Origin of the sequence: Streptomyces sp. CS113 (assembly GCF_002188365.1) — a bacterium.
Classification (GTDB): domain Bacteria; phylum Actinomycetota; class Actinomycetes; order Streptomycetales; family Streptomycetaceae; genus Streptomyces; species Streptomyces tendae.
This window is the reverse complement of the sequence record NZ_KZ195574.1, coordinates 2665815-2689038: the sequence shown is the minus strand read 5'-3', so window position 1 is coordinate 2689038 and position 23224 is coordinate 2665815. Positions and strand designations below refer to the sequence as shown.

The window sequence follows — 23224 nt, the reverse complement described above, 5'->3', positions numbered from 1 at the left end:
TTTCACCGTGACCACCACGACCGACCTGGTGTCGTACGAGGACGCACTCGCGTCGTACGACCCCGTCATGGGCCTCGAGGTCCATGTCGAACTCGGCACCAAGACCAAGATGTTCTGCGGCTGTTCGACCGCGCTCGGTGCCGACCCGAACACCCAGACCTGCCCCGTCTGCCTCGGCATGCCCGGCGCGCTCCCGGCCGTCAACGCGACCGGCGTCGAGTCGGCGATCAAGATCGGCCTCGCGCTGAACTGCGAGATCGCCGAGTGGTGCCGCTTCGCCCGGAAGAACTACTTCTATCCGGACATGCCGAAGAACTTCCAGACCTCCCAGTACGACGAGCCGATCGCCTTCGACGGCTACCTCGACGTGCAGCTGGAGGACGGGGAGACCTTCCGCGTCCAGATCGAGCGCGCCCACATGGAGGAGGACACCGGCAAGTCGCTGCACGTCGGTGGCGCCACGGGCCGTATCCACGGCGCCTCGCACTCCCTCCTCGACTACAACCGGGCCGGCATCCCGCTCATCGAGATCGTCACCAAGCCGATCGAGGGAGCGGGCGAGCGGGCCCCCGAGGTCGCCCGCGCCTACGTCCGCGAGCTGCGCGAACTCATCCGTGCCCTCGGCGTGTCCGAGGCCCGCATGGAAATGGGCCAGATGCGCTGCGACGTCAACCTGTCGCTGCGCCCGCACGGCCGGGAGAAGTTCGGCACCCGCAGCGAGACCAAGAACGTCAACTCGCTGCGCTCCGTCGAGCGGGCCGCCCGCTTCGAGATCCAGCGGCATGCCGCCGTGCTGAACGGCGGCGGCACGATCATCCAGGAGACCCGCCACTTCCACGAGGACACGGGGTCCACCACCTCGGGCCGCGTGAAGGAGGAGGCCGAGGACTACCGGTACTTCCCGGAGCCCGACCTGGTGCCGGTCGCCCCGTCCCGCGAGTGGGTCGAGGAGATCCGGTCCGGCCTGCCCGAGCTGCCGCTGGTGCGCCGCAACCGGCTCCGCGAGGAGTGGGGCATCTCCGGCAACGACATGCAGTCCATCCTCAACGCCGGAGCCCTGGACCCGATCGTCGCCACGATCGACGCCGGTGCCGACGCGGCCTCCGCCCGCAAGTGGTGGATGGGAGAGCTGGCCCGCAGCGCCAACGAGTCGGGCAAGGCGCTGGACGAGTTGGCGATCACGCCGGTCCAGGTCGCCCGCGTCGCCGAGCTGGTGACCAAGGGCGAGCTGAACGACAAGCTGGCCCGCCAGGTCATCCTCGGCGTCCTCGCCGGTGAGGGCACGCCGGACGAGGTCGTCGACAAGCGCGGCCTGAAGGTCGTCTCCGACGAGGGCGCGCTGACCGCCGCCGTCGACGAGGCCATCGCCGGCAACCCGGGCGTCGCGGACAAGATCCGGGGCGGCAAGGTGGCCGCGGCCGGCGCCCTGGTCGGCGCGGTCATGAAGGCGACCCGCGGCCAGGCGGACGCGGCCCGCGTCAAGGAACTGATCCTGGAGAAGCTGGGCGTCACCGAGGGCTGACACCCGGTCCACCCGGTCCGCCCGGTCCACCCGGTCCATCCGGTTCACCCGGTTCACCCGGTTCACAACGAGCCCTGGGGGAACGCGCCGAGCACGGCGAGTTCCCCCAGGGCCGTTGTTGTGAAGAACGACACTAAGTCCGCAAAGGATCACTTCTGCCTGCAAGAGTGATTCCGCATTGCTCATGCATTCTTTGCGGGTCGTTCACACCATGGACGGCTGTTCCCGGCGTTCCCGGCTTCACGGGTGTTCCCGGTCAAAGATCCACAATCAGACACCCCCGGGAGCACGTTCGTGGCAGCCCTCGCACGCTGGTGTGTTCAACGTCGCCTCGTAGCCGTCCTGCTCTGGCTGCTCGCCCTCGGCGGCGTGGCCGCGGCCGCCACGGTCACCGGCTCCGCGTACTCCAACGACTACGGGATCCCCGGCACCGGCTCCGACCGCGCCTCCCGGCTGCTCGAATCCCGCTTCCCCGACCTCGGCGGCGACAGCGACACGATCGTCTGGCACACCACGACCGGCACCGTCCGCGCCGCCGACGTCGAGCAGACCATGACCCGTACCCTGGACCGCGTCGCGGACCTGCCCGGGGTGGCCGCGGTCAGCAACCCGTACGACGATCCCGACTCGCCCCTGATCAGCGAGAACGCCGACACCGCGTACGCCACCGTCACCTTCGGGGCCGCCTCCCAGGACATCGACGCGGGCCAGGCGCGGGCCGTGGTCGACACCGCCGAGGCGGCCGAGACCGACGACCTCCGCATCGAACTGGGCGGCGGCGCCATAGCGCTCACCGAGCCCGGCGGCAGCCACCTCGCCGAGGCCGTCGGGGTGGCCGTGGCCGCGGTCGTCCTGTTCCTCGCCTTCGGCTCCGTCGCCGCGGCCCTGCTGCCCATCGCCACCGCGCTGGTCTCCGTCGGCACCGCCTACGCCGGCATCACCCTCCTCGGCCACGCCATGACGGTCGCCGACTTCGCGCCCATGCTGGGCACCCTCATCGGGCTCGGCGTCGGCATCGACTACGCCCTGTTCATCGTCACCAGACACCGGCGCGGGCTGAAGCGGGGCCTGTCCGTGGCGGACGCCGCCGCCGAGGCCGTGGCGACCACCGGACGCGCCGTCGTGTTCGCGGGTGCCACCGTTTGCATCGCCCTATTGGGCATGCTGATCCTCCGGCTGAGCTTCCTCAACGGCGTCGCCGTCGCCGCCTCGCTGACCGTGCTCCTCACCGTCGCCGCCTCCGTGACGCTGCTGCCCGCCCTGCTGTCGTACATCGGACCGCGCGCCCTGAGCCGGCGCGAGCGGCGCCGGCTCGCCGAGCACGGTCCCGAGCCCGAGGTGCCGACCGGGTTCGCCGCCCGCTGGTCGGCCTTCGTCGAGCGCCACCCGAAACTGCTCGGCGCGCTCGGCCTCGTCGTCATCACCGTCATCGCCCTGCCCACCCTCGGCCTGCGCCTCGGCACCTCCGACCAGGGCAACGACCCCCAGGGCTCCACCACCCGCCAGGCCTACGACCTCCTCGCCGAGGGCTTCGGCCCCGGCGTCAACGGCCCGCTCACCCTGGTCACCGAGGTCCGCGGCGCCGAGGACCGCCTCGCCCTGGACAACCTCGACGCCACCCTGCGCACCACCGAGGGCGTCTCCTCGGTGACGCCGGTGATGTACAACTCCGGCGGCGACGCCGCGTACCTCACCGTCGTACCCGAGTCGGCGCCGCAGTCCGAGCAGACCAGCGACCTGGTCGAGCGGCTGCGCTCCGAGGTGCTGCCGCGCGCCGAGGCCGGTACGGCGCTCGACGTGCACGTGGGCGGCGTCACGGCCGGCTACGACGACTTCGCCGACGTCATCGTCGGCAAGCTGCCCCTCTTCGTCGGTGTCGTCATCGGGCTCGGCTGCCTGCTGCTCCTGCTGGCCTTCCGCTCCGTCGGCATCCCCCTCAAGGCCGCCGCCATGAACGTGGCCGCGGTGGCCGCCGCCTTCGGCGTGGTCGTGGCGATCTTCCAGTGGGGCTGGGGAAGCGAACTGCTCGGCCTCGGCAGGGCGGGACCGATCGAACCCTTCCTGCCCGTGATCATGGTCTCGGTGCTCTTCGGGCTCTCCATGGACTACCAGGTCTTCCTCGTCAGCCGGATGTACGAGGAGTGGCTGGAGACCGGCGACAACCGCCGCGCCGTCCGGGTCGGACTGGCCGAGACCGGTCGCGTGATCAACTCGGCCGCCGTCATCATGATCTCGGTCTTCCTCGCCTTCGTCCTCAGCGGTGACCGGGTGATCGCCATGTTCGGCATCGCGCTCGCCGCCGCCGTCGCCCTGGACGCCTTCGTGCTGCGCACCCTCCTGGTGCCCGCCCTGATGCACCTGCTCGGCCGCGCCAACTGGTGGCTGCCGCGCCGTTTGGACGCCCTCCTGCCGCGCATCAGCATCGAGCCGCCCGAGTGCCGGGCGGCCCATGAGAGGCTGGCCGCGGCGACGGACGCCGAGGTGGCGGACGTCCTTGCGGAGGAGGAGCGACACCGGGATGTACGCGATACCACTGGGTGACGACGGAGCCGAACTGCGCCCCCTGGAGACCTGGCACGCCGAGGAGTTCCTGGCCCACCTGGACCGTGGCCGGGAGTTCATCACCCAGCACATTCCGTTCGGCGCGAAGGCCACCGACGTCGACTCGGCGCGCGAGGTGCTCCAGGCCTACGCCGACCGGCACGCCGCCGACAGCGGCTTCCTGCACGGGCTGTGGCTGGACGGCAAGCTGGTCGGCGGCCTGCTCTACCGCGTCTTCGACGCCGCCACCGGCGTCTGCGAGATCGGCTGCTGGCTGGAGCCCGCCGCGACGGGCCGCGGCCTTATCACCCGCGGTGCCCGCGTGCTGATCGACTGGGCCTTCGACGAGCGCGGCATGCACCGCGTGGAGTGGCACGCCTCCTCGGCGAACACCCCGAGTGTCAACGCCGCGCGGCGACTCGGCATGATGCGGGAGGGCGTGCTGCGCGAGAGCTTCCCCTACCGGGGCACGCGCCAGGACATGGAGGTGTGGGCGGTGCTCGCCCCCGAGTGGCGTGCGGCGCGTGCGGCACGCGCGCGTGCCGCTCACAAGGATCATTAAGGGACCTCTCAGACAGCGTCCGTACGGTGCGAGGCATGGGAACGAAGACAGTGGACGAGACCGGCGTGAAGACCGACGAGCGCAAGACGGACGAGGCGACCGAGGCCGCCGCGTCCACCGAGGCCGCGGAAGCCGCCGAGGCGTCGGGGACCGCCGAGAAGCCCGGGACCGACACACCCGACGGCACCGACACCCCGGAGGACGCCGACGGCGCCGACAGCCCGGAGGACGGCGACGTCACCGGCAAGACCGACGGCACGGACGGGTCCGGGACCGGTCCCACCGGCGTCGGCCAGGGCGCGGGCGCAGTCGTCTCCGCCGGTCTCGGCATCGTCTCCCTGACCGGCAGCTGGGTCGGCACCGTGGCCTCCGCGCGCGAGTCGCTGATGGGCCAGTTGCAGACCTCCTCCTCGTCGGACGTCGGCACGCTGATCGAGAAGGGCTACGGCAACGCCTGGCAGGCCACCGCGATGTGGGGCGGCATCTTCGCCCTGGTCGCGCTGATCGTCGGCGTGGTCGTGCTGGCCCGCCCCGCGTTCGGTGCGCCCGGCCGCCCGCAGGCCCCGTGGATCAAGTCGGTCGCCTGGGCGGGCGTCGCCCTCGGCGTCATCGGCCTGCTCCTGGCCGTCCTGAAGTACACGGACGTCCTGCTGGGGCTGCCCGCCACCGGCTGACCAGGCACTTCACAGGGGTCTTAGGGCAACCGCCCGTCCGCGGCGCGCGACCTAAGGCCCCTTACGCACGTCTGAGGCCCCACGCGGTGCCGAAGATGCGGAACTTACCCGATGTGGCCCACCCCCCTGGGAGACGAAGGTTGAGGCATCGCAAGCGAGCGAATCCGCAACCGAAGAGGAACCGAGGGGCACACCATGTACGAGTACGAGATCCAGCAGTACCGCTCCGCCGAACTGATCCGCCGCGCCGACGAGGCCCGGCTGGCCCGCGAGGCGGTCCGGGCCCGGCGCGCCGCCCGCCGCGAAACCCGGCACGGCGGCGCCGAGGCGGAGAGCCATACGCCGCGACAGCGCCGGCCCCGGTTCGCCCGGGCGGCGTGAACGGGGGAGCCGGGGAGGGAGGCCGCACGGCCTCCCTCCCCGCCGTCGTTCCCGCCGTCGTTCCGGCCGCCGTTCCCGCCGTCGTTCCGCGAGTTGCCCACCTGCCGAAAACCGGTGACCCGCTGTCGTATCCGCGTGCGATGCTCGGGTCCGTGGAGACCAGGTCCGTCAGTCCCGTGTTCGTCGGCCGCACCGGCGAACTGGACACGTTGAACGACGCGCTCGCCCGCGCCGCGGGCGGCGACGCCTCCCGTGCGTCCGCCACCGGGGGAGAACCGCAGGCGCTGCTGCTCGGCGGCGAGGCCGGCGTCGGCAAGACCCGCCTCGTCGAGGAGTTCGCCGCCGCGGCGGACCGGCGGGGCGCCGTCGTCGCACTGGGCGGCTGCGTGGAGATCGGCGCCGACGGGCTGCCCTTCGCACCCTTCTCCACCGCCCTGCGCGCCCTGCGCCGCCACCTGCCCGAGGAGCTGGCCGCCGCGGCCGCCGGGCAGGAGGAGGAGCTGGCCCGGCTGCTGCCCGAACTGGGCGAGGGCACTCCGGTCACCGGCGGCGGCCGGCACGACGAGGAGAGCATGGCCCGCCTCTTCGAGCTCACCGCCCGCCTGCTGGAGCGCGTCGCCGCCCGGCACACCGTCGTCCTCGTCCTGGAGGACCTGCACTGGGCCGACGCCTCCACCCGCCACCTGATCGCCTACCTCTTCCGCACCCTGCGCACCGGCCGCCTCGTCGTCCTCGCCACCTACCGCTCCGACGACATCCACCGCCGCCACCCGCTGCGCCCCCTGCTCGCCGAGCTGGACCGGCTGCGCACCGTCCGCCGCCTGGAACTCGGCCGCTTCACCCGCGACGAGGTGGGCCGCCAGATCGCCGGGATCCTCGCCCACGAACCCGACCCGCTCCAGGTCGACGCGATCTTCGAACGCTCCGACGGCAACGCCTTCTTCGTCGAGGAACTCGCCGTCGCCGCACGCGTCGGCAGCTGCACCGGCCTCACCGACTCCCTGCGCGACCTGCTCCTGGTCCGCGTCGAAGCCCTGCCCGAGAGCGCCCAGCGGGTCGCCCGGATCGTCGCCGAAGGCGGCTCCACCGTCGAGTACCGGCTGCTCGCCGCCGTCGCGCGGCTTGCCGAGGACGACCTCATCGAGGCGCTGCGCTCCGCGGTGAACGCCAACATCCTGCTCCCCGCGCCGGACGGCGACGGCTACCGCTTCCGGCACTCCCTGGTCCGCGAGGCCGTCGGCGACGACCTGCTCCCCGGCGAACGCTCCCGCCTCAACCGGCGCTACGCCGAAGCCCTGGACGCCGACCCCACGCTGGTGCCCGCCGCCGAGCGCGTGATGCGGCTGGCCAGCTACTGGTACCACGCCCACGCCCCCGCCAAGGCCCTGCCCGCCGTCCTGGACGCCTCCGTCGAGGCCCGCCGCCGGCACGCCTACGCCGAGCAGCTGCGGCTGCTGGAGCGCGCGATGGAGCTGTGGGACTCCGCCCCCGACGACGTACGCGCCACGCTGCGCCCCGTCGACTGCGCCGAGGTCTACCCTCCCTGCGGTCGCGACCCCGCCACCGCACCTCTGCGCTACCTGGACCTGATGGCCGAGGCGGCCGTCGCCGGGCGGCTGTGCGGGGAGCGCGAGCGCGCCATGAAGATCACCAAGCGGGCGCTGCGCCTCCTGGAGGACGAACAGGACACGGGCACCGGGGCGGGCGCGAGCGGCCGGGACCCGCAGCGCGCGGCCTGGTTCTGGACCCAGCGCTCGCTGCTGGTCCAGGCCCAGGGCCGCGGCGACGGCTGGCGGGAGCTGGGCATCGCCCAGGAACTGGTGCGCGGTCTGCCGCCCTCCCAGGTGCACGCCGAGGTGCTGGCCATGTCGGCCAACTGGTCGATGCTCCACAGCCCCGGCCCCGACGCGATGACGGCCGCCGAACGGGCCGTCGAGTACGCGCGCATGGTGGGTGCCGACGAGATCGAGCTGAACGCCCGGCTCACCCTCGGCGGACTGATGGTGGACGCCGGGCAGATCGACGCCGGACTCGCCGAGATGTTCCAGGTCAGGGATCTGGTGGTGGCCCAGAACCGGTCCGCCGTGGTGGCCCGCAGCCACGTCAACCTGCCCTCGTCCCTGGAAGGCGTCGGCCGCTCCCGGGACGCGCTAGGCATCCTGCGCGAGGGCATCGACCTCACCCGGCGGAGAGGGCTGCTGGAGTCCGAGGCCTGGGTCTGGGGCAATCTGGCCGAGTCGCTCATCTCACTGGGCCGCTGGGACGAGGCCCTGGAGGCCGCCGACCGGGCCGGAGCACCGGGCCGCAGCCCCGCGCCACGCGGCGGCGCCGCACTCAAGCGCGCCGCCGTGGCCCTCGCCCGCGGCGAGCGGGAAGAGGCCGCACGGCTGCTCGCCGAGGCCCGCGCCGCCTACGGCTCCCACGACCCCATGCCGCAACAGCGACTGCCGCTGGCGGCCCTCACCTTCGGCGTCGCCGCGGCCGAGGGCCGCCTCCGGGACGCCCGCGCCGAACTCGTCCGCGTCCTGGACACGGGCTTCCCGCCCGGCACCCAGCGCTACGGCTGGCCCCTGCTGCTGTCCGCCGCCGCGGCGGAGGCCGACGCGCGCGCCCTGCCGGCCGCCGAAGAGGGCCGCGCCGACATCCTCGACCGCCTCGCCGAGGCCGCGAAGCACCTGACGACCGGCGCCCCGGTCTGGGTCGCCCACGAGCACTGGGTCCGCGCCGAACTCCACCGGGCCCGGGGCCGCGACACGCCGCGCCTCTGGTCGGAGGCGGTCACCGCCTTCGAACGCCTGGAGCGGCCCTACGACCTCGCCCGCGTCCGGCACCGGCTGGCCGGTGCCCTCCTGGCGACCGGCGGCGAGGACGAGCGTGCGCGTGCCACGGAGCTGCTCCGCCTGGCCCGCACCGTCGCCGACCACCTCGGCGCGCGCCCGCTGTCCGACACCGTGTCCGCGCTCGGCCGCCGCGCCCGCCTCACCCTCGGCGGCGCCGCCGAACCGTTCCCCGCGTCCGTGTCCCCGCCCGCCGAGCCCGCCGACCCCGCCGAGGCCCTCGGCCTCACCGGCCGGGAGCGCGACGTCCTGCGGCTGGTCTCCGACGGCCGCACCAACCGGCAGATAGCCGAGGAGCTCTTCATCTCGCCCAAGACGGCCAGCGTCCACGTCTCCCACATCCTGGCCAAGCTCGGCGTCTCCGGCCGCGGTGAGGCGGCGGCGGTCGCCCACCGGCTGGCGCTCTTCCCCGCCGAACGGCTCACGTCCGGTTCGACGGAGTGAGGCTTACGCTGTAAGGGACGCCGACCGACGGAGGCCCGATGTTCAACGCATTCGAGGAACTGTTCTCGCCCGGCCGCAAACACACCGACGACGAACAGAACCGCCTCGAACTGACCCGCGAGGACGTGGGGGACGGCGATCCCGGTCACGGCCCCATAGACCTCACCTCGGGCAAGGTCGTCGTCCACCGGCCGCGTGGCGACGAGGAGTCGAAGGACCCGGGGGCCCCGTCCCCGGAAGACGAGTAGCCGGTCGCCTACTTCACCTCCAGCTCCAGGATCCGGTCGTCGTCGCCCTTCGCGTCGCCGCGGCCGTCCGTGTTGCTGGTGACCAGCCACAGCCTGTCGCCGCCCGCCGGGGCCACCGTGCGCAGCCGGCCGTACTCGCCCTCCAGGAAGGCCTGCGGGTCGGCCGCGGCCTCCGTCCCCTTCAACGGGATCCGCCACAGCCGCTCACCGCGCAGCCCCGCCATCCATACCGAGCCCTGGGCGTGGGCGATGCCGCTGGGAGAGGCCTCGTCGGTGCTCCACTGGGCGACCGGGTCGTGGAACCCGGAGCCGCCGCCCTTGCCCTCCGCCTCGGGCCAGCCGTAGTTGTCACCCGGCTTGATCGCGTTCAGCTCGTCCCAGGTCTCCTGACCGAACTCCGAGGCGAACAGCCGCTGCTTGCCGTCCCAGGCCAGCCCCTGCACGTTCCGGTGCCCGTACGAGTACACGGGGGAGTCGGGGAAGGGGTTGCCGGGCGCGGGCTCGCCGTCCGGGGTCATCCGCAGGATCTTGCCGCCCAGGGACTCCTTGTCCTGCGACAGACCGGTGTCACCGCTCTCGCCCGTGCCCGCGTAGAGCATCCCGTCGGGGCCGAAGGCGATCCGGCCGCCGTTGTGGATCACGCCCTTGGGGATGCCCCGGAAGACCGTGTCCGGGGCGCCCAGCTGCTCGCCTGACGGCTTCTTCTCGTCGTACAGCATGCGCACGACGCGGTTGTCGGAGGCGGAGGTGAAGTACGCGTAGACCATGTGGTCCGAGGCGTAGTCGGGGGAGAGCGCGATGCCGAGCAGGCCGCCCTCGCCGGCCGGGGACACCCCGGGCACCTCCCCCAGCTCGGTCTTCTCGCCCGTCTTCGCGTCGATCCGGGTGATCGTGGCCTCGTCGCGGGAGGAGACCAGCAGGTCGCCACCCGGCAGCGGGGCCAGACCCCAGGGGCTGGCCAGCCCCGTGGCGACCGTACGGAGCACCTTCACGGAGCCCTTCGCGGGCGGCGCCTGCTCGGTGGGCGATCCGGCGGACGGCGACTGTGCCGCCGTACTGGCCGGGGAGGCGCCGCGGTCCGTTCCCGACGGGTCCGCGCCGCCGGAGGAGTCGGAGGAGCAGCCGGCCGTCAGCAGGAGAGCGGCGGCCAGCACGGCCGGCACGGCTCGTCGTTGCACGATCTTGGTCCTTTCGACGCGGCGGGTTCTCCCTGTCATACACCGCAGGGGCTCCCCAAGTTCCCGATCGCCGAATCCCGAACCGGGCGGCGGCCCGCACCGTGCGCCGTGCGCCTCACTCCCACGACCCCTGCGCCGGCGGCAGCATTCGCAGCTCCGCCAGGTCCCGCTCGGCCAGCCGCAGCCGGGCCGCCCCCGCGTTCTGCGTCACCCAGCGCTCCTGCTTGGTGCCCGGCACCGGCACCACGTGCCGGCCCTGCGCCAGCACCCAGGCCAGCGCCACCTGCGCCGCGGTGACCCCGTCGCCGTGCCGGGCCGCGATCCGGCGCAGCGCGGCCACGATCGGCTGGTTGGCCGCCATCATCTCGGCGGTGAAGCGGGGGTGCCGGGCCCGCAGGTCCTCCGGTTCGAAGCCCTGGCCCGGCGTCAGCGTGCCGGTCAGGTAGCCGTTGCCCAGCGGCATCGCGGCCAGGAAGCCGACGCCGCGCGAGACGCACCACGGCAGCAGGGTGCGCAGCGCCTCCGGCGACCACACGGACAGCTCGGCCTCGACCGCGCTCACCGGGAAGACCTGCTGCACCCGCTCCAGCTGGCGGATCGTGGCGTCGTGCAGCCGCGCCCCGGGCCGCCGGGCCGACCGCGCCCCGACCGCGCACAGGCCGAGCGCCCGCACCTTCCCGGCCCGCACCAGCTCGGCCATCGCGCCCCAGGTCTCCTCGACCGGTATCTCGGGGTCGGCGCGGTGCAGTTGGTAGAGGTCGATGACGTCCGTCTGGAGCCGCCGCAGGGACGCGTCGCAGGCACGTCTCACATAGCCGGGGCGGCCGTTGGCCACGATGTGCTGCTCACCCACCAGCAGACCGACCTTGGTCGACACGAAGGCCTCGGACCGCCGCTCCTTCAACACCCGGCCCAGCAGCAGCTCGTTGGTGAACGGGCCGTACATGTCCGCCGTGTCCAGCAGGCAGGACCCGATGTCGAGGGCCCGGTGCACCGCCCTGAGCGACTCGTCGCCACGCTGCCGCGAGGCGCTGTACGCCCAGTTCATCGGCATGCACCCCAGTCCGACGGCCCCCACCGCGAGTGCCGTCGCGCCGATCGTCCTGCGCTCCACCGGTCGTGACCCTCCCTTGTCGGACCACCCAACCTAACCTTTGCCGCTTCGCCCCCTGACATAGCCTCCTGACCATGACTGCTGACGTGTGGCTGCCCATTCCGCCGGACGAGATCGAGGGCCTTCCCGAGGGTCCCGCCTACCGCCACTGGGACGGCGAGGACACCTATCCCGCCGACCCGGCCGACTGCGCGTACTACGTCGTCCCCTACATGAAGCCCAGCGGGGTCGGCGTACGCCCGCTGCCCGAGATGCGCTCCGTCCAGGTCGTCCAGACCCTCTCTGCGGGAATCGACCACGTCGAACCCGGCCTCAGGCACCTGCCCGCCGGCGTGCGGCTGTGCAACGCGCGCGGCGTGCACGAGGCCAGCACCGCGGAGCTGACCCTGGCCCTGGTCCTGGCGTCGCTGCGGGGCATCCCGGACTTCGTGCGGGCGCAGGACCGCGGTGAGTGGCTCGACGGGTTCCGGCCGGCGCTCGCGGACCGGACGGTCCTCATCGTCGGTTACGGGTCGATCGGCGCCGCGATCGAGGACCGGCTCGTGCCGTTCGAGGTCGCGCCGGTGGTGCGCGTCGCGCGCTCCGCCCGCACCACGGCGCGCGGCCCCGTGCACCCGCTCACCGACCTCCCCGCCCTGCTCCCGCGGGCCGACGTCGTCATCCTGTCCACACCGCTCACCGAAGCCACCCGGGGGCTGGTGGACGCCGAGTTCCTGGCCCGGATGAAGGACGGCGCCCTGCTCGTCAACGTGGCGCGCGGACCCGTCGTCGACACGAAGGCGTTGCTCGCCGAACTGGAGAGCGGGCGCCTCACCGCGGCCCTCGACGTGACCGACCCCGAACCGCTGCCGCCGGGTCACCCCCTGTGGCATGCTCCCGGCATAGTCGTCAGCCCGCACGCGGGCGGTCCGACCTCCGCCTTCCTGCCGCGCGCCAAGCGGCTGCTGGTGGACCAGTTGACCCGGTTCGTGAACCGGGAGCCGCTGCGCAACGTGATTCTGACGACGGGCGCGTAATCGGTTTCGGGCACCCTCCGCGACCCTTCGGATGCGGTGGGTGCGCGCATATCCGCTGGTCGTCACGGAGCGTACAGAACCTATGTCCCTGAGTGACGATCCTGGTGTATCGTCCGACAGGGGACGCGCCGCGCACCGTACGGCGCCGGGGATGGACATCTCAGACTGTGAGGGGGGCGACGGGCGATGCACGGCCTATGGACCAACGATCCGACGCGGCGGAGCCGCCGCCGGCGACCCTGGCGCACGACCGCGACCGCGCGCCGACGGAGTCGGGCCGGCCACCACGGCGGCCGGCCCGCCCAGCGCTGCTCCCGCCCGCGCCGGCCGGGCGACCGCAGAAGGCAGGACCGCCCCGCCCACCGGTGTGCGCGGGACGCGGGAGCGGTGCGGACCGGGAGGCCCCGGTGAGTCCGCCCCCCGTGACCACGCTGGACGGAGCGCTGCGCGGCCAGACCGCGCCCGGACCGCTGCTGCCCCGGCCGTCGGCCGCCACCGGCGGGCCGCCCCTCGTCCGTCAACTGGTGCTCGCCCTGGTCTGCGCGGCCTACGCCATCGGTGCCGCGCTCGGCTGGGGTTCGCAGTACGTCGCCAAGATCATGGGCGACTTCGGGCTGAGCGCCGCCGCGGCCACGGCCGCCGTCTCCTGCTTCCTCTACGCCCGCGGACGCCGCGTCCGCTTCCGACCGGCCTGGCTGCTGTTCGCCCTCTCCTCGGCGATGGCGTCCCTGGGCAATCTGGTCTGGGGGTGGTACGAGGTCGTGCTGCGCGTGCCGGTGCCCAGCCCCAGCTACGCGGATCTGTTCTTCCTGTGCTTCGCCCCGCCCGCCATCGTGGGCCTGCTGGTGCTGGCCAAGCGGCCGGTGACCAAGGCCGGCTGGATCTGCCTGGGCCTGGACGCCTGGCTGATCGGCGGTTCGCTGCTGACCCTGGCCTGGAGCCTGGCGCTCGCCCAGGCGGCCAAGGCCGAGGGCGGGTCGAGCGTCGCGCACTCCGCGCTCTCGGTGGCCTACCCGCTGCTCGACATCGCCCTCGTCAGCATGGTGCTCGCGCTGCACTTCAGGCGGTCGCCCGTCGGCAGGTCCGCCGTCAACACCGCCATCGGCGCGCTCGGCCTGACCGTGGTGTGCGACGCCCTGTTCACCTCGCCGCTGCTGCACAACAGCTACCGCTCCGGGCAGTTGCTCGACGCGGGCTGGTTCGCCGGCTCCCTGCTGCTCGCGTACGCGCCCTGGGCCGCGTCCCGGCGCGGACGCCAGGCGCCGGACGAGGAGGGGACCGGCGGCCACACCCGCGTGGTGCGCGAGCACCTGCCCGGGCAGCGCGGCGCCGGTCACCGGCCCGCGCCCCCCGCCGTACCGTCCACCACGCCCCCCGCCCTGCCCGGCCCCGGACAGGGCGGCGAACGGGGACGCTATCCCGCCGCCCGGCCCATCGCCGGATCCCTGGCCGCGCTCACGCCGTACCTCGCGGCCGCCGTCTGCACCCTGGGCATCCTCTACAACGTGCTCAACGGCCGCAGCGTCGACCGCGTGGTGCTGCTCACCGGGGGCACCGTCGTGCTGGCGCTCGTCGTCCGGCAGGGCATCATGCTGCTCGACAACATCGTCCTCACCCAGGAACTGGCCCAGAAGGAGAACCACTTCCGCTCCCTGGTCCAGGGCTCCAGCGACGTCATCATGATCGCCGCGCCCAACGGCATCCTGCGCTACGTCTCCCCGGCGGCCGCCGGGGTCTACGGACGGCCCGCGGAGGACCTGGTGGGCACCGAACTGGCCGGGCTCATCCACCCCGAGGACCTCGGCTGCGTGGTGCACGAGGTACGCCGGTTCCTGGCCGCCAGCCCGGTCGAGGAACCCACCACACGCATCGAGTGCCGCTTCCGGTCCGGCGAGGGAGGCTGGCTCAACGTGGAGTCGACCGTCAACCGGCACCACGGCGGCCTCATCTTCAACAGCCGGGACGTCACCGAAAGAGTGCGCCTCCAGGCGCAGCTCCAGCACAACGCCGAACACGACCCGCTCACCGACCTGCCCAACCGCGCCCTGTTCACCCGGCGCGTCCAGCAGGCGCTCTCCGGCCGCCGCGCCTCCGACCGGAACGCCGCCCTGCGCGGTACGGCGGTGCTCTTCATCGACCTCGACGGCTTCAAGGGCGTCAACGACACCATCGGGCACCAGGCCGGTGACGAGCTGCTCGTCCAGGCGGCCCGCAGACTCCACGAGGCCGTCCGCAAGGGGGACACCGCCTCCCGACTGGGCGGCGACGAGTTCGCGGCCCTGATCGTCGGGGACGGCGCCCGGGACCGGGCCGCCCGTGAGGGCCACATCCGGGAGCTGGCCGACCGGCTCAGGCTGACGCTCTCCCAGCCCTACCTCATCGACGGCAACGAGGTCCGGGTCAACGCCTCCATCGGCGTCGCCTTCGCCGAACCGGGCCTGGGCGCCGGCGAGCTGCTGCGCAACGCCGACCTCGCCATGTACCGGGCCAAGGCGGGCGGCAAGGGGCGCGTCGAGCTGTACCGGCCACAGATGCAGCAGGACGTCGTCCGCAAGGCCGAGCTGGCCACCCGGCTGCGCGCCGCGCTGCACGACGGGGAGTTCGCGCTGCTGCACCAACCGGTGGTCTCCCTGACCGACGGCCGGATCACGTCGGTCTGCGCCCAGGCCCGATGGCGCTCCTCGCAGGGCGTGCTGTTCACCCCCGCCGAGTTCCTGCGGGTGACCGAGGAAGGCGACAGAACCGCCGAACTCGACCGCTGGGTGCTCCGCGAGGCCGTGGAGCAGGCCGCCGAACGCGCGGCCACCGGGCTGTCGGTGACCGTGGCCATACGCATCGGCGCCCGCCGCCTGCTGGACCGCTCCATGCCGCTGGGCTCCGTGGAGGCCCTGCTGACCCGGCACGGACTGCCGCCCGGCTCACTCGTGATCGAGCTGTCGGACATCGACCCGCGGGTCGGACTCGACGAGCTGGACCGCCGGCTGAACGCGCTGCGCAGGGTCGGCGTCCGGATCGCCCTGGACGGCTTCGGCAGCGGCTACGCGGCGATCACCGCGCTGCGGCGGCTGCCCGTGGACGTCCTCAAGCTCGACCGGGGCCTGGTCGAGGGCGTCGTGGAGTCCGCCCGGCTGCACAAGATCACCAGTGGTCTGCTGCGCATCGCCACCGACCTCGGGCTGAAGTCCGTAGCCGACGGCGTCGACCTGCCCGAGCAGATCGTCGCCCTGCGCGCGATGGGCTGTACGCACGGACAGGGCATGGCGTTCTCCGGCGCCCTGGACGAGTACCGGCTGCGCAGAGCGCTCGGAACCGGCCACTACCCGGTGCCGCACGGACCGGCCGAACCGGCCTTCGCGGGCGGCGGCGCAGGGGTGTACTCCAAGGGGGTCGGCACCGGCCCCGGGCAGGTGGCCGGCGGTGTCGCCTCCGGGCTGCCGGCCGTCCTGAGTGGTGGCACGGCGCTGCGCTCACATAATGAGACTCCCGTCCCACCCACTTGACAGTGAGTGTGCGCCGGAGGGAAGGTCAGTGCCATGCGCACCCGAATTCTCGTACTTGGAAAGCGCGTCGGCTGAAGCAGGTGACGTCCGGACCCCGGACTCCCCGCGACCCACACCGACGCGCTCCCCTCGCTTGCCTTACGGCACGAGGGGTTTTTTGTTGCACAGGCACCTGCCGAGCAGCAGAAACACCCCGCACAAACCTCGCAAAAACCCTCAGCATCGAGAAGAGAACGCCGATGACCGAGCAGGCCACCGGGGCTCACCCGCAGCCCCGGCCCCGATCCGGAGGACAGTCCGCCCCCGAGCACGTCACGGGTGCGCAGTCCCTCATTCGCTCTCTCGAGGAGGTCGGCGCCGACACCGTATTCGGCATCCCCGGTGGCACGATCCTTCCGGCCTACGACCCGCTGATGGACTCCACCAAGGTGCGCCACGTCCTGGTCCGTCACGAGCAGGGCGCGGGCCACGCGGCCACCGGCTACGCCCAGGCCACGGGCAAGGTGGGCGTCTGCATGGCGACCTCGGGACCCGGTGCCACCAACCTGGTCACCCCGATCGCCGACGCCAACCTGGACTCCGTGCCCCTGGTCGCGATCACCGGGCAGGTGGTCTCCTCCTCGATCGGCACGGACGCCTTCCAGGAGGCGGACATCGTCGGCATCACCATGCCGATCACCAAGCACAGCTTCCTGGTCACCAAGGCCGAGGACATCCCCCAGGTGATCGCGCAGGCGTTCCACATCGCCTCCACCGGCCGCCCCGGCCCCGTCCTGGTCGACATCCCCAAGGACATCCTCCAGAAGAAGACCACCTTCTCCTGGCCGCCCGTGATGGACCTGCCCGGCTACCGCCCGGTCACCAAGCCGCACGCCAAGCAGATCCGCGAGGCGGCCAAGCTGATCTCCGCGGCGAAGCGGCCCGTGCTCTACGTCGGCGGCGGCGTCCTCAAGGCGAAGGCCACCGCCGAGCTGAAGGTCCTCGCCGAACTGACCGGAGCGCCCGTCACCACCACCCTGATGGCGCTCGGCGCGTTCCCCGACAGCCACCCGCTGCACGTGGGAATGCCGGGCATGCACGGTGCGGTCACCGCCGTCACCGCGCTGCAGAAGGCCGACCTGATCGTCGCCCTCGGAGCCCGCTTCGACGACCGCGTCACCGGCAAGCTGGACAGCTTCGCCCCGTACGCCAAGATCGTCCACGCCGACATCGACCCGGCCGAGATCGGCAAGAACCGCGCCGCCGACGTGCCGATCGTCGGTGACGCCCGGGAGGTCATCGCCGACCTCGTGCAGGCCGTCCAGAAGGAGCACGACGAGGGCAACAGGGGTGATTGCAGCGCCTGGTGGAAGGACCTGAGCCGCTGGCGCGACACCTACCCCCTGGGCTACGACCAGCCCGAGGACGGCTCGCTCTCCCCGCAGCAGGTCATCGAGCGCATCGGGCAGCTGGCACCCGAGGGCACGATCTTCGCGGCCGGTGTCGGCCAGCACCAGATGTGGGCCGCGCACTTCGTCCGGTACGAGAAGCCCGCCACCTGGCTGAATTCGGGCGGTGCCGGAACCATGGGCTACGCCGTCCCGGCCGCCATGGGTGCCCAGGCCGGCATGCCCGACCGCACCGTCTGGGCGATCGACGGCGACGGCTGCTTCCAGATGACCAACCAGGAACTGACCACCTGCGCCCTGAACAACATCCCGATCAAGGTCGCCGTCATCAACAACGGCGCCCTCGGGATGGTCCGCCAGTGGCAGACCCTCTTCTACAACCAGCGGTACTCCAACACGGTGCTGCACTCCGGCCCCGACGACGTCAACCCGGACGCCCGCGGCACCCGGGTCCCCGACTTCGTGAAGCTGTCGGAGGCCATGGGCTGCTACGCCATCCGCTGCGAGGACCCCGCCGACCTCGACAAGGTGATCGAGGAGGCGAACTCCATCAACGACCGCCCCGTCGTCGTCGACTTCATCGTCCACGAGGACGCCATGGTCTGGCCGATGGTCGCCGCCGGCACCTCCAACGACGAGATCATGGCCGCCCGGGACGTCCGCCCCGACTTCGGCGACAACGAAGACGACTGAGCGAGAGAGACCGAAGAGACCATGTCCAAGCACACGCTCTCCGTCCTGGTGGAGAACACCCCCGGCGTCCTGGCGCGGATCACCGCGCTGTTCTCCCGCCGCGGCTTCAACATCGACTCGCTCGCCGTCGGCGTCACCGAGCACCCCGACATCTCCCGCATCACCATCGTGGTGAGCGTCGAGGACTTCCCGCTGGAGCAGGTGACCAAGCAGCTCAACAAGCTCGTCAACGTGCTCAAGATCGTCGAGCTGGAGCCCACCCAGGCCGTCCAGCGCGAACTCGTTCTGGTGAAGGTGCGCTCCGACAACGAGACGCGCTCCCAGATCGTCGAGATCGTCCAGCTGTTCCGCGCCAAGACCGTCGACGTCTCCCCGGAGGCCGTCACCATCGAGGCCACCGGCAGCGGCGACAAGCTGTCCGCCATGCTCCGGATGCTGGAACCGTACGGCATCAAGGAACTCGTCCAGTCCGGCACGATCGCCATCGGCCGCGGCGCCCGTTCGATCACGGACCGCTCGCTGCGCGCACTCGACCGGTCCGCATAACGACGGAAACGGGCGGCCGCGGACACGGCGGCCGCCCGCATTCCGAGACCCCGAAACTTCCCTTCCCCCCACCGGCATACGGTGGGACGCAACACCTGCACACAAGGAGAGAACCCAGTGGCCGAGCTGTTCTACGACGCCGACGCCGACCTGTCCATCATCCAGGGCCGCAAGGTCGCGGTCATCGGGTACGGCAGCCAGGGCCACGCCCACGCCCTGTCGCTGCGCGACTCCGGTGTCGACGTGCGCGTCGGTCTGCACGAGGGCTCCAAGTCCAAGGCCAAGGCCGAGGAGCAGGGCCTGCGCGTGGTGAGCCCCTCCGAGGCCGCCGCCGAGGCCGACGTCATCATGATCCTCGTCCCGGACCCGATCCAGGCCGAGGTCTACGAGAAGGACATCAAGGACAACCTGAAGGACGGCGACGCGCTGTTCTTCGGCCACGGCCTGAACATCCGCTACGGCTTCATCAAGCCCCCGGCCGGCGTGGACGTCTGCATGGTCGCCCCCAAGGGCCCGGGCCACCTGGTGCGCCGCCAGTACGAGGAAGGCCGCGGCGTGCCCTGCATCGCCGCCGTCGAGCAGGACGCCACGGGCAACGCCTTCGCGCTGGCCCTGTCGTACGCCAAGGGCATCGGCGGCACCCGCGCCGGCGTCATCAAGACGACCTTCACCGAGGAGACCGAGACCGACCTCTTCGGCGAGCAGGCCGTCCTCTGCGGTGGCACCGCCGCGCTGGTCAAGGCGGGCTTCGAGACCCTGACCGAGGCCGGCTACCAGCCGGAGATCGCCTACTTCGAGTGCCTGCACGAGCTGAAGCTCATCGTGGACCTCATGTACGAGGGCGGCCTGGAGAAGATGCGCTGGTCGATCTCCGAGACCGCCGAGTGGGGCGACTACGTCACCGGCCCGCGGATCATCACCGACGCCACCAAGGCCGAGATGAAGCAGGTCCTCGCCGAGATCCAGGACGGCACCTTCGCCAAGAACTGGATGGACGAGTACCACGGCGGTCTGAAGAAGTACAACGAGTACAAGAAGCAGGACTCCGAGCACCTCCTGGAGACCACCGGCAAGGAGCTGCGCAAGCTCATGAGCTGGGTCGACGAAGAGGCGTAGGTCTTTGCCCCGCGGGGGTGCCCGGCGCGCCGGGCACCCCCGCGGGATCCACTTCCGGGTGATGCTTCCGCAGCGGCGCAGGACACTGCCCGCCACGCCACTAGACTGCTGAACACATACGCGTCAGGCCCACAGCGTCGTGCGTCTTCCACGCGGCTAGCAACCCTCCGCATGCGGCCGTCGGGACGGCCGTCCGCATTGGACTTGTGAGGACTCACGTGAGCTCGAAACCCGTCGTACTCATCGCTGAAGAGCTGTCGCCCGCGACCGTGGACGCGCTCGGCCCCGACTTCGAGATCCGCCAGTGCAACGGCGCGGACCGGGCCGAACTGCTCCCCGCCATCGCCGACGTGGACGCGATCCTGGTCCGCTCCGCCACCAAGGTCGACGCCGAGGCCGTCGCCGCCGCCAAGAAGCTCAAGGTCGTCGCCCGCGCCGGGGTCGGCCTGGACAACGTGGACGTCTCCGCCGCCACCAAGGCCGGCGTGATGGTGGTCAACGCCCCGACCTCCAACATCGTCACCGCCGCCGAGCTGGCCTGCGGCCTCATCGTCGCCACCGCCCGCAACATCCCGCAGGCCAACGCCGCGCTGAAGAACGGCGAGTGGAAGCGCAGCAAGTACACCGGTGTCGAGCTGGCCGAGAAGACCCTCGGCGTCGTCGGCCTCGGCCGCATCGGCGCCCTCGTCGCGCAGCGCATGTCGGCCTTCGGCATGAAGGTCGTCGCCTACGACCCCTACGTGCAGCCCGCGCGGGCCGCGCAGATGGGCGTCAAGGTGCTGTCCCTGGACGAGCTCCTCGAGGTCTCCGACTTCATCACCGTCCACCTGCCCAAGACCCCCGAGACCCTCGGCCTGATCGGCGACGAGGCGCTGCGCAAGGTCAAGCCGAGCGTCCGCATCGTCAACGCCGCGCGCGGCGGCATCGTCGACGAGGAGGCGCTGTACGCGGCGCTCAAGGAGGGCCGCGTCGCCGGGGCCGGCCTGGACGTGTACGCCAAGGAGCCCTGCACCGACTCGCCGCTGTTCGAGTTCGACCAGGTCGTCGCCACCCCGCACCTCGGCGCCTCCACCGACGAGGCCCAGGAGAAGGCCGGCATCGCCGTCGCCAAGTCGGTGCGCCTGGCCCTCGCCGGCGAGCTGGTCCCCGACGCGGTCAACGTCCAGGGCGGTGTCATCGCCGAGGACGTCAAGCCGGGCCTGCCGCTCGCCGAGCGCCTCGGCCGCATCTTCACCGCGCTGGCCGGCGAGGTCGCCGTCCGCCTCGACGTCGAGGTCTACGGCGAGATCACCCAGCACGACGTGAAGGTGCTGGAGCTGTCCGCGCTCAAGGGCGTCTTCGAGGACGTCGTCGACGAGACGGTCTCCTACGTCAACGCCCCGCTGTTCGCCCAGGAGCGCGGTGTCGAGGTCCGCCTGACCACCAGCTCCGAGTCGCCCGAGCACCGCAACGTCGTCACCGTGCGCGGCACCCTCGCGGACGGCGAGGAGGTGTCGGTCTCCGGCACGCTGGCCGGCCCGAAGCACCTCCAGAAGATCGTCGCCGTCGGCGAGTACGACGTGGACCTCGCCCTCGCCGACCACATGGTCGTCCTGCGCTACGAGGACCGTCCCGGCGTCGTCGGCACCGTCGGCCGCGTCATCGGCGAGGCCGGCATCAACATCGCGGGCATGCAGGTCGCCCGTGCGACGGTGGGCGGCGAGGCGCTCGCCGTGCTGACCGTCGACGACACGGTGCCCTCCGGGGTGCTGGCGGAGGTCTCGGCGGAGATCGGCGCGACGTCCGCCCGGTCCGTCAACCTGGTGTGAGGCCCGGGGGCGCTGCCCCCGGACCCCGCCCACGGCCCCGAGCGGGCCTCGTCCTCAAACGCCGGACGGGCTGAGTGAGTCGGCCTGTCCGGCGTTCTGCGTGTCCGCGTTCTCGCGCACCCGGATGCCGCGCAGTGCGCGCGCCGCCGGGAGCGCCGCCGCCAACAGCAGCACCGCACCCGCGATCGAGGCGCCCCGCATGCCGTCGGTGAAGGCCTCCCGCGCCGCCGTCGCCAGGGCCTCTCCCGCGGACCCCGGCAGCCGCGCGGCGACCGACAGCGCGCCGCCCAGGGTTTCCCGGGCCGCGTCCGGTGCCGAGGCCGGCATCTCGTGGTGGTAGACGGCCGTGCCGACGGAACCCAGGACCGCCATGCTCAACGCGCCGCCGAACTCGGTGCCGGTCTCCATCAGGGAGGACGCCGCGCCCGCCTTCTCCACCGGGGCGGAGCTGAGCGCCAGGTCGGTGAGCTGGGACATCACCGCGACAATGCCGCCCGCCATGACGCCGCAGGCCGCCAGCACCAGCCACAGGGAGTCGGTGCCGGCGCAGGCCAGGAGCGCGTAACCGCACGCCGCGACCACGAAACCGCCCGCCACCACGTGCGCCCGCTCCACACCCAGCTGGACCAGCCGGATGGCGAGCGGCGCGGCGAAGCCGATGAAGACCGACGGCAGCAGGGCCCACAGCGCGGCCTCCAGCGCGCTCTTGTCCAGCACGGACTGGAGGTACTGGGTGGTGAAGTAGGAGGACCCCATCATCCCGAAGGCCGACACCAGGTTGAGGACGACGGCCGGGGTGAAACCGTGCCCGCGGAAGAGGGCGGGCGAGATCATCGGCGAGGCCGCGGTGCGCTGGCGGTGCACGAACAGCGCCGCGAAGAGCAGACCGACGGTGATGGAGACGACGTAGCGGACGTTCCAGCCCTCGGAGGGCAGCTCCTTGAGGCCGTAGACCACGGGCAGGACCGCCGCCATCGACAGCGGGACGCTCAGCAGGTCGAAGCGCCCGGGTGAGGGGTTCTTGGACTCCGGGAGCAGCACCGGACCGAGGACCAGCAGCAGCGCCATCGCGGGCAGGTTCACCAGGAAGACCGAACCCCACCAGAAGTGCTCCACGAGGACGCCGCTCATCACCGAGCCGAGCGCGATCCCGGCCGTCATCACCCCGGACCACAGTCCGATCGCCTTCGCCCGCTGGGCGGGGTCGGTGAACATCGTGCGGACCAGCGCCATCGTCGACGGCATCAGGGTGGCGCCGCCGATGCCGAGGACCGCGCGGGCCGCGATCAGGGTCTCGGCGGTGTGCGCGTAGGCCGCGAGCAGGGAAGCCGCGCCGAAGGCCGCCGCGCCGACGAGGAGCAGCCTGCGACGGCCGATGCGGTCGCCCAGGGATCCCATCGTCATCAGGAGGCCGGCCAGTACGAAGCCGTAGATGTCGAAGATCCACAGCTGCTGGGTGCCGCTCGGCTCCAGATCGGCGCTGATCTCCGGGATCGCGAAGAACAGGACGGAGACGTCCATCGAGACCAGCAGCAACGGGAGCATCAGCACGGCGAGCGCGGTCCACTCGCGGCGCCCTGCGCGGGGCGGGTTCGTTGTCATGGCGGCGACTGTACGCACGTCTTATACGGCTGTCTAGAACATTGTCTAAGACGT

At 72.1% G+C, this 23224-nt stretch carries 16 protein-coding genes; 13 read left to right on the top strand and 3 right to left on the bottom strand.

The window, feature by feature from the left end:
* Window positions 1–7: 7 nt before the first annotated feature.
* The 7 genes from gatB (at window position 8) to B9W62_RS11505 (ending at window position 9209) form a co-directional block, all read left to right on the top strand.
* Window positions 8–1522 (top strand): Asp-tRNA(Asn)/Glu-tRNA(Gln) amidotransferase subunit GatB, encoded by a 1515-nt coding sequence (gene gatB / locus B9W62_RS11535; RefSeq protein ID WP_087807091.1) that lies wholly within the window; start codon window positions 8–10, stop codon window positions 1520–1522.
* A gap of 294 nt (window positions 1523–1816) precedes the next feature.
* Window positions 1817–4063: an MMPL family transporter gene (locus B9W62_RS11530; protein WP_087807090.1), complete on the top strand. Its 2247-nt coding sequence runs from the start codon at window positions 1817–1819 to the stop codon at window positions 4061–4063.
* Window positions 4041–4625 (top strand): GNAT family N-acetyltransferase, encoded by a 585-nt coding sequence (locus tag B9W62_RS11525; protein WP_087807089.1) that lies wholly within the window; start codon window positions 4041–4043, stop codon window positions 4623–4625. The genes B9W62_RS11530 and B9W62_RS11525 overlap by 23 nt, the downstream gene beginning before the upstream one ends.
* A 35-nt stretch (window positions 4626–4660) precedes the next feature.
* Complete coding sequence (locus B9W62_RS11520) at window positions 4661–5299, top strand: hypothetical protein (RefSeq protein ID WP_087807088.1); 639 nt, start codon at window positions 4661–4663, stop codon at window positions 5297–5299.
* Between the two features lie 195 nt (window positions 5300–5494).
* Complete coding sequence (locus B9W62_RS11515) at window positions 5495–5680, top strand: hypothetical protein (protein ID WP_087807087.1); 186 nt, start codon at window positions 5495–5497, stop codon at window positions 5678–5680.
* Window positions 5681–5820: 140 nt separating this feature from the next.
* Entirely contained in the window at window positions 5821–8961 is a 3141-nt protein-coding gene (locus tag B9W62_RS11510) for a helix-turn-helix transcriptional regulator (RefSeq protein ID WP_179235434.1), read from the top strand.
* A 38-nt stretch (window positions 8962–8999) separates the two neighbouring features.
* Window positions 9000–9209: a DUF6191 domain-containing protein gene (locus B9W62_RS11505; RefSeq protein WP_087807085.1), complete on the top strand. Its 210-nt coding sequence runs from the start codon at window positions 9000–9002 to the stop codon at window positions 9207–9209.
* 8 nt (window positions 9210–9217) lie between these two features.
* On the opposite strand, the gene B9W62_RS11500 is transcribed toward B9W62_RS11505, so the two are convergent.
* Together B9W62_RS11500 and B9W62_RS11495 are read right to left on the bottom strand one after the other, a co-directional pair.
* Complete coding sequence (locus tag B9W62_RS11500; RefSeq protein ID WP_087807084.1) at window positions 9218–10426, bottom strand: PQQ-dependent sugar dehydrogenase; 1209 nt, start codon at window positions 10424–10426, stop codon at window positions 9218–9220.
* Window positions 10427–10502: 76 nt separating this feature from the next.
* On the bottom strand, window positions 10503–11501 hold the full coding sequence (locus B9W62_RS11495) for an aldo/keto reductase (RefSeq protein ID WP_179235433.1): 999 nt from the start codon (window positions 11499–11501) through the stop codon (window positions 10503–10505).
* Between the two features lie 74 nt (window positions 11502–11575).
* Here B9W62_RS11495 and B9W62_RS11490 point away from each other — a divergent pair, with 74 nt between their 5' ends.
* The 6 genes from B9W62_RS11490 to serA all read left to right on the top strand — a co-directional run bounded on the left by B9W62_RS11490 (window position 11576) and on the right by serA (window position 21568).
* Window positions 11576–12517, top strand: coding sequence for a 2-hydroxyacid dehydrogenase (locus B9W62_RS11490; protein ID WP_087807083.1), 942 nt, complete (start codon window positions 11576–11578; stop codon window positions 12515–12517).
* A gap of 407 nt (window positions 12518–12924) precedes the next feature.
* Window positions 12925–16017 (top strand): putative bifunctional diguanylate cyclase/phosphodiesterase, encoded by a 3093-nt coding sequence (locus B9W62_RS11485; protein ID WP_179235432.1) that lies wholly within the window; start codon window positions 12925–12927, stop codon window positions 16015–16017.
* Window positions 16018–16256: 239 nt separating this feature from the next.
* The gene (locus tag B9W62_RS11480; RefSeq protein WP_087807081.1) at window positions 16257–18098 is read left to right on the top strand and encodes an acetolactate synthase large subunit; all 1842 of its coding nucleotides are present in this window, start codon (window positions 16257–16259) and stop codon (window positions 18096–18098) included.
* 21 nt (window positions 18099–18119) lie between these two features.
* Window positions 18120–18644 (top strand): acetolactate synthase small subunit, encoded by a 525-nt coding sequence (gene ilvN, locus B9W62_RS11475; RefSeq protein WP_052838449.1) that lies wholly within the window; start codon window positions 18120–18122, stop codon window positions 18642–18644.
* Window positions 18645–18761: 117 nt separating this feature from the next.
* A complete protein-coding gene (gene ilvC, locus B9W62_RS11470; protein ID WP_087807080.1) occupies window positions 18762–19760 on the top strand; it encodes a ketol-acid reductoisomerase in 999 nt (332 codons plus the stop codon).
* Between the two features lie 218 nt (window positions 19761–19978).
* Entirely contained in the window at window positions 19979–21568 is a 1590-nt protein-coding gene (gene serA, locus B9W62_RS11465) for a phosphoglycerate dehydrogenase (RefSeq protein WP_087807079.1), read from the top strand.
* Between the two features lie 54 nt (window positions 21569–21622).
* Here the strand turns inward: serA and B9W62_RS11460 are convergent, their stop codons facing one another.
* A complete protein-coding gene (locus B9W62_RS11460) occupies window positions 21623–23170 on the bottom strand; it encodes an MFS transporter (RefSeq protein ID WP_179235431.1) in 1548 nt (515 codons plus the stop codon).
* Window positions 23171–23224 lie beyond the last annotated feature (54 nt).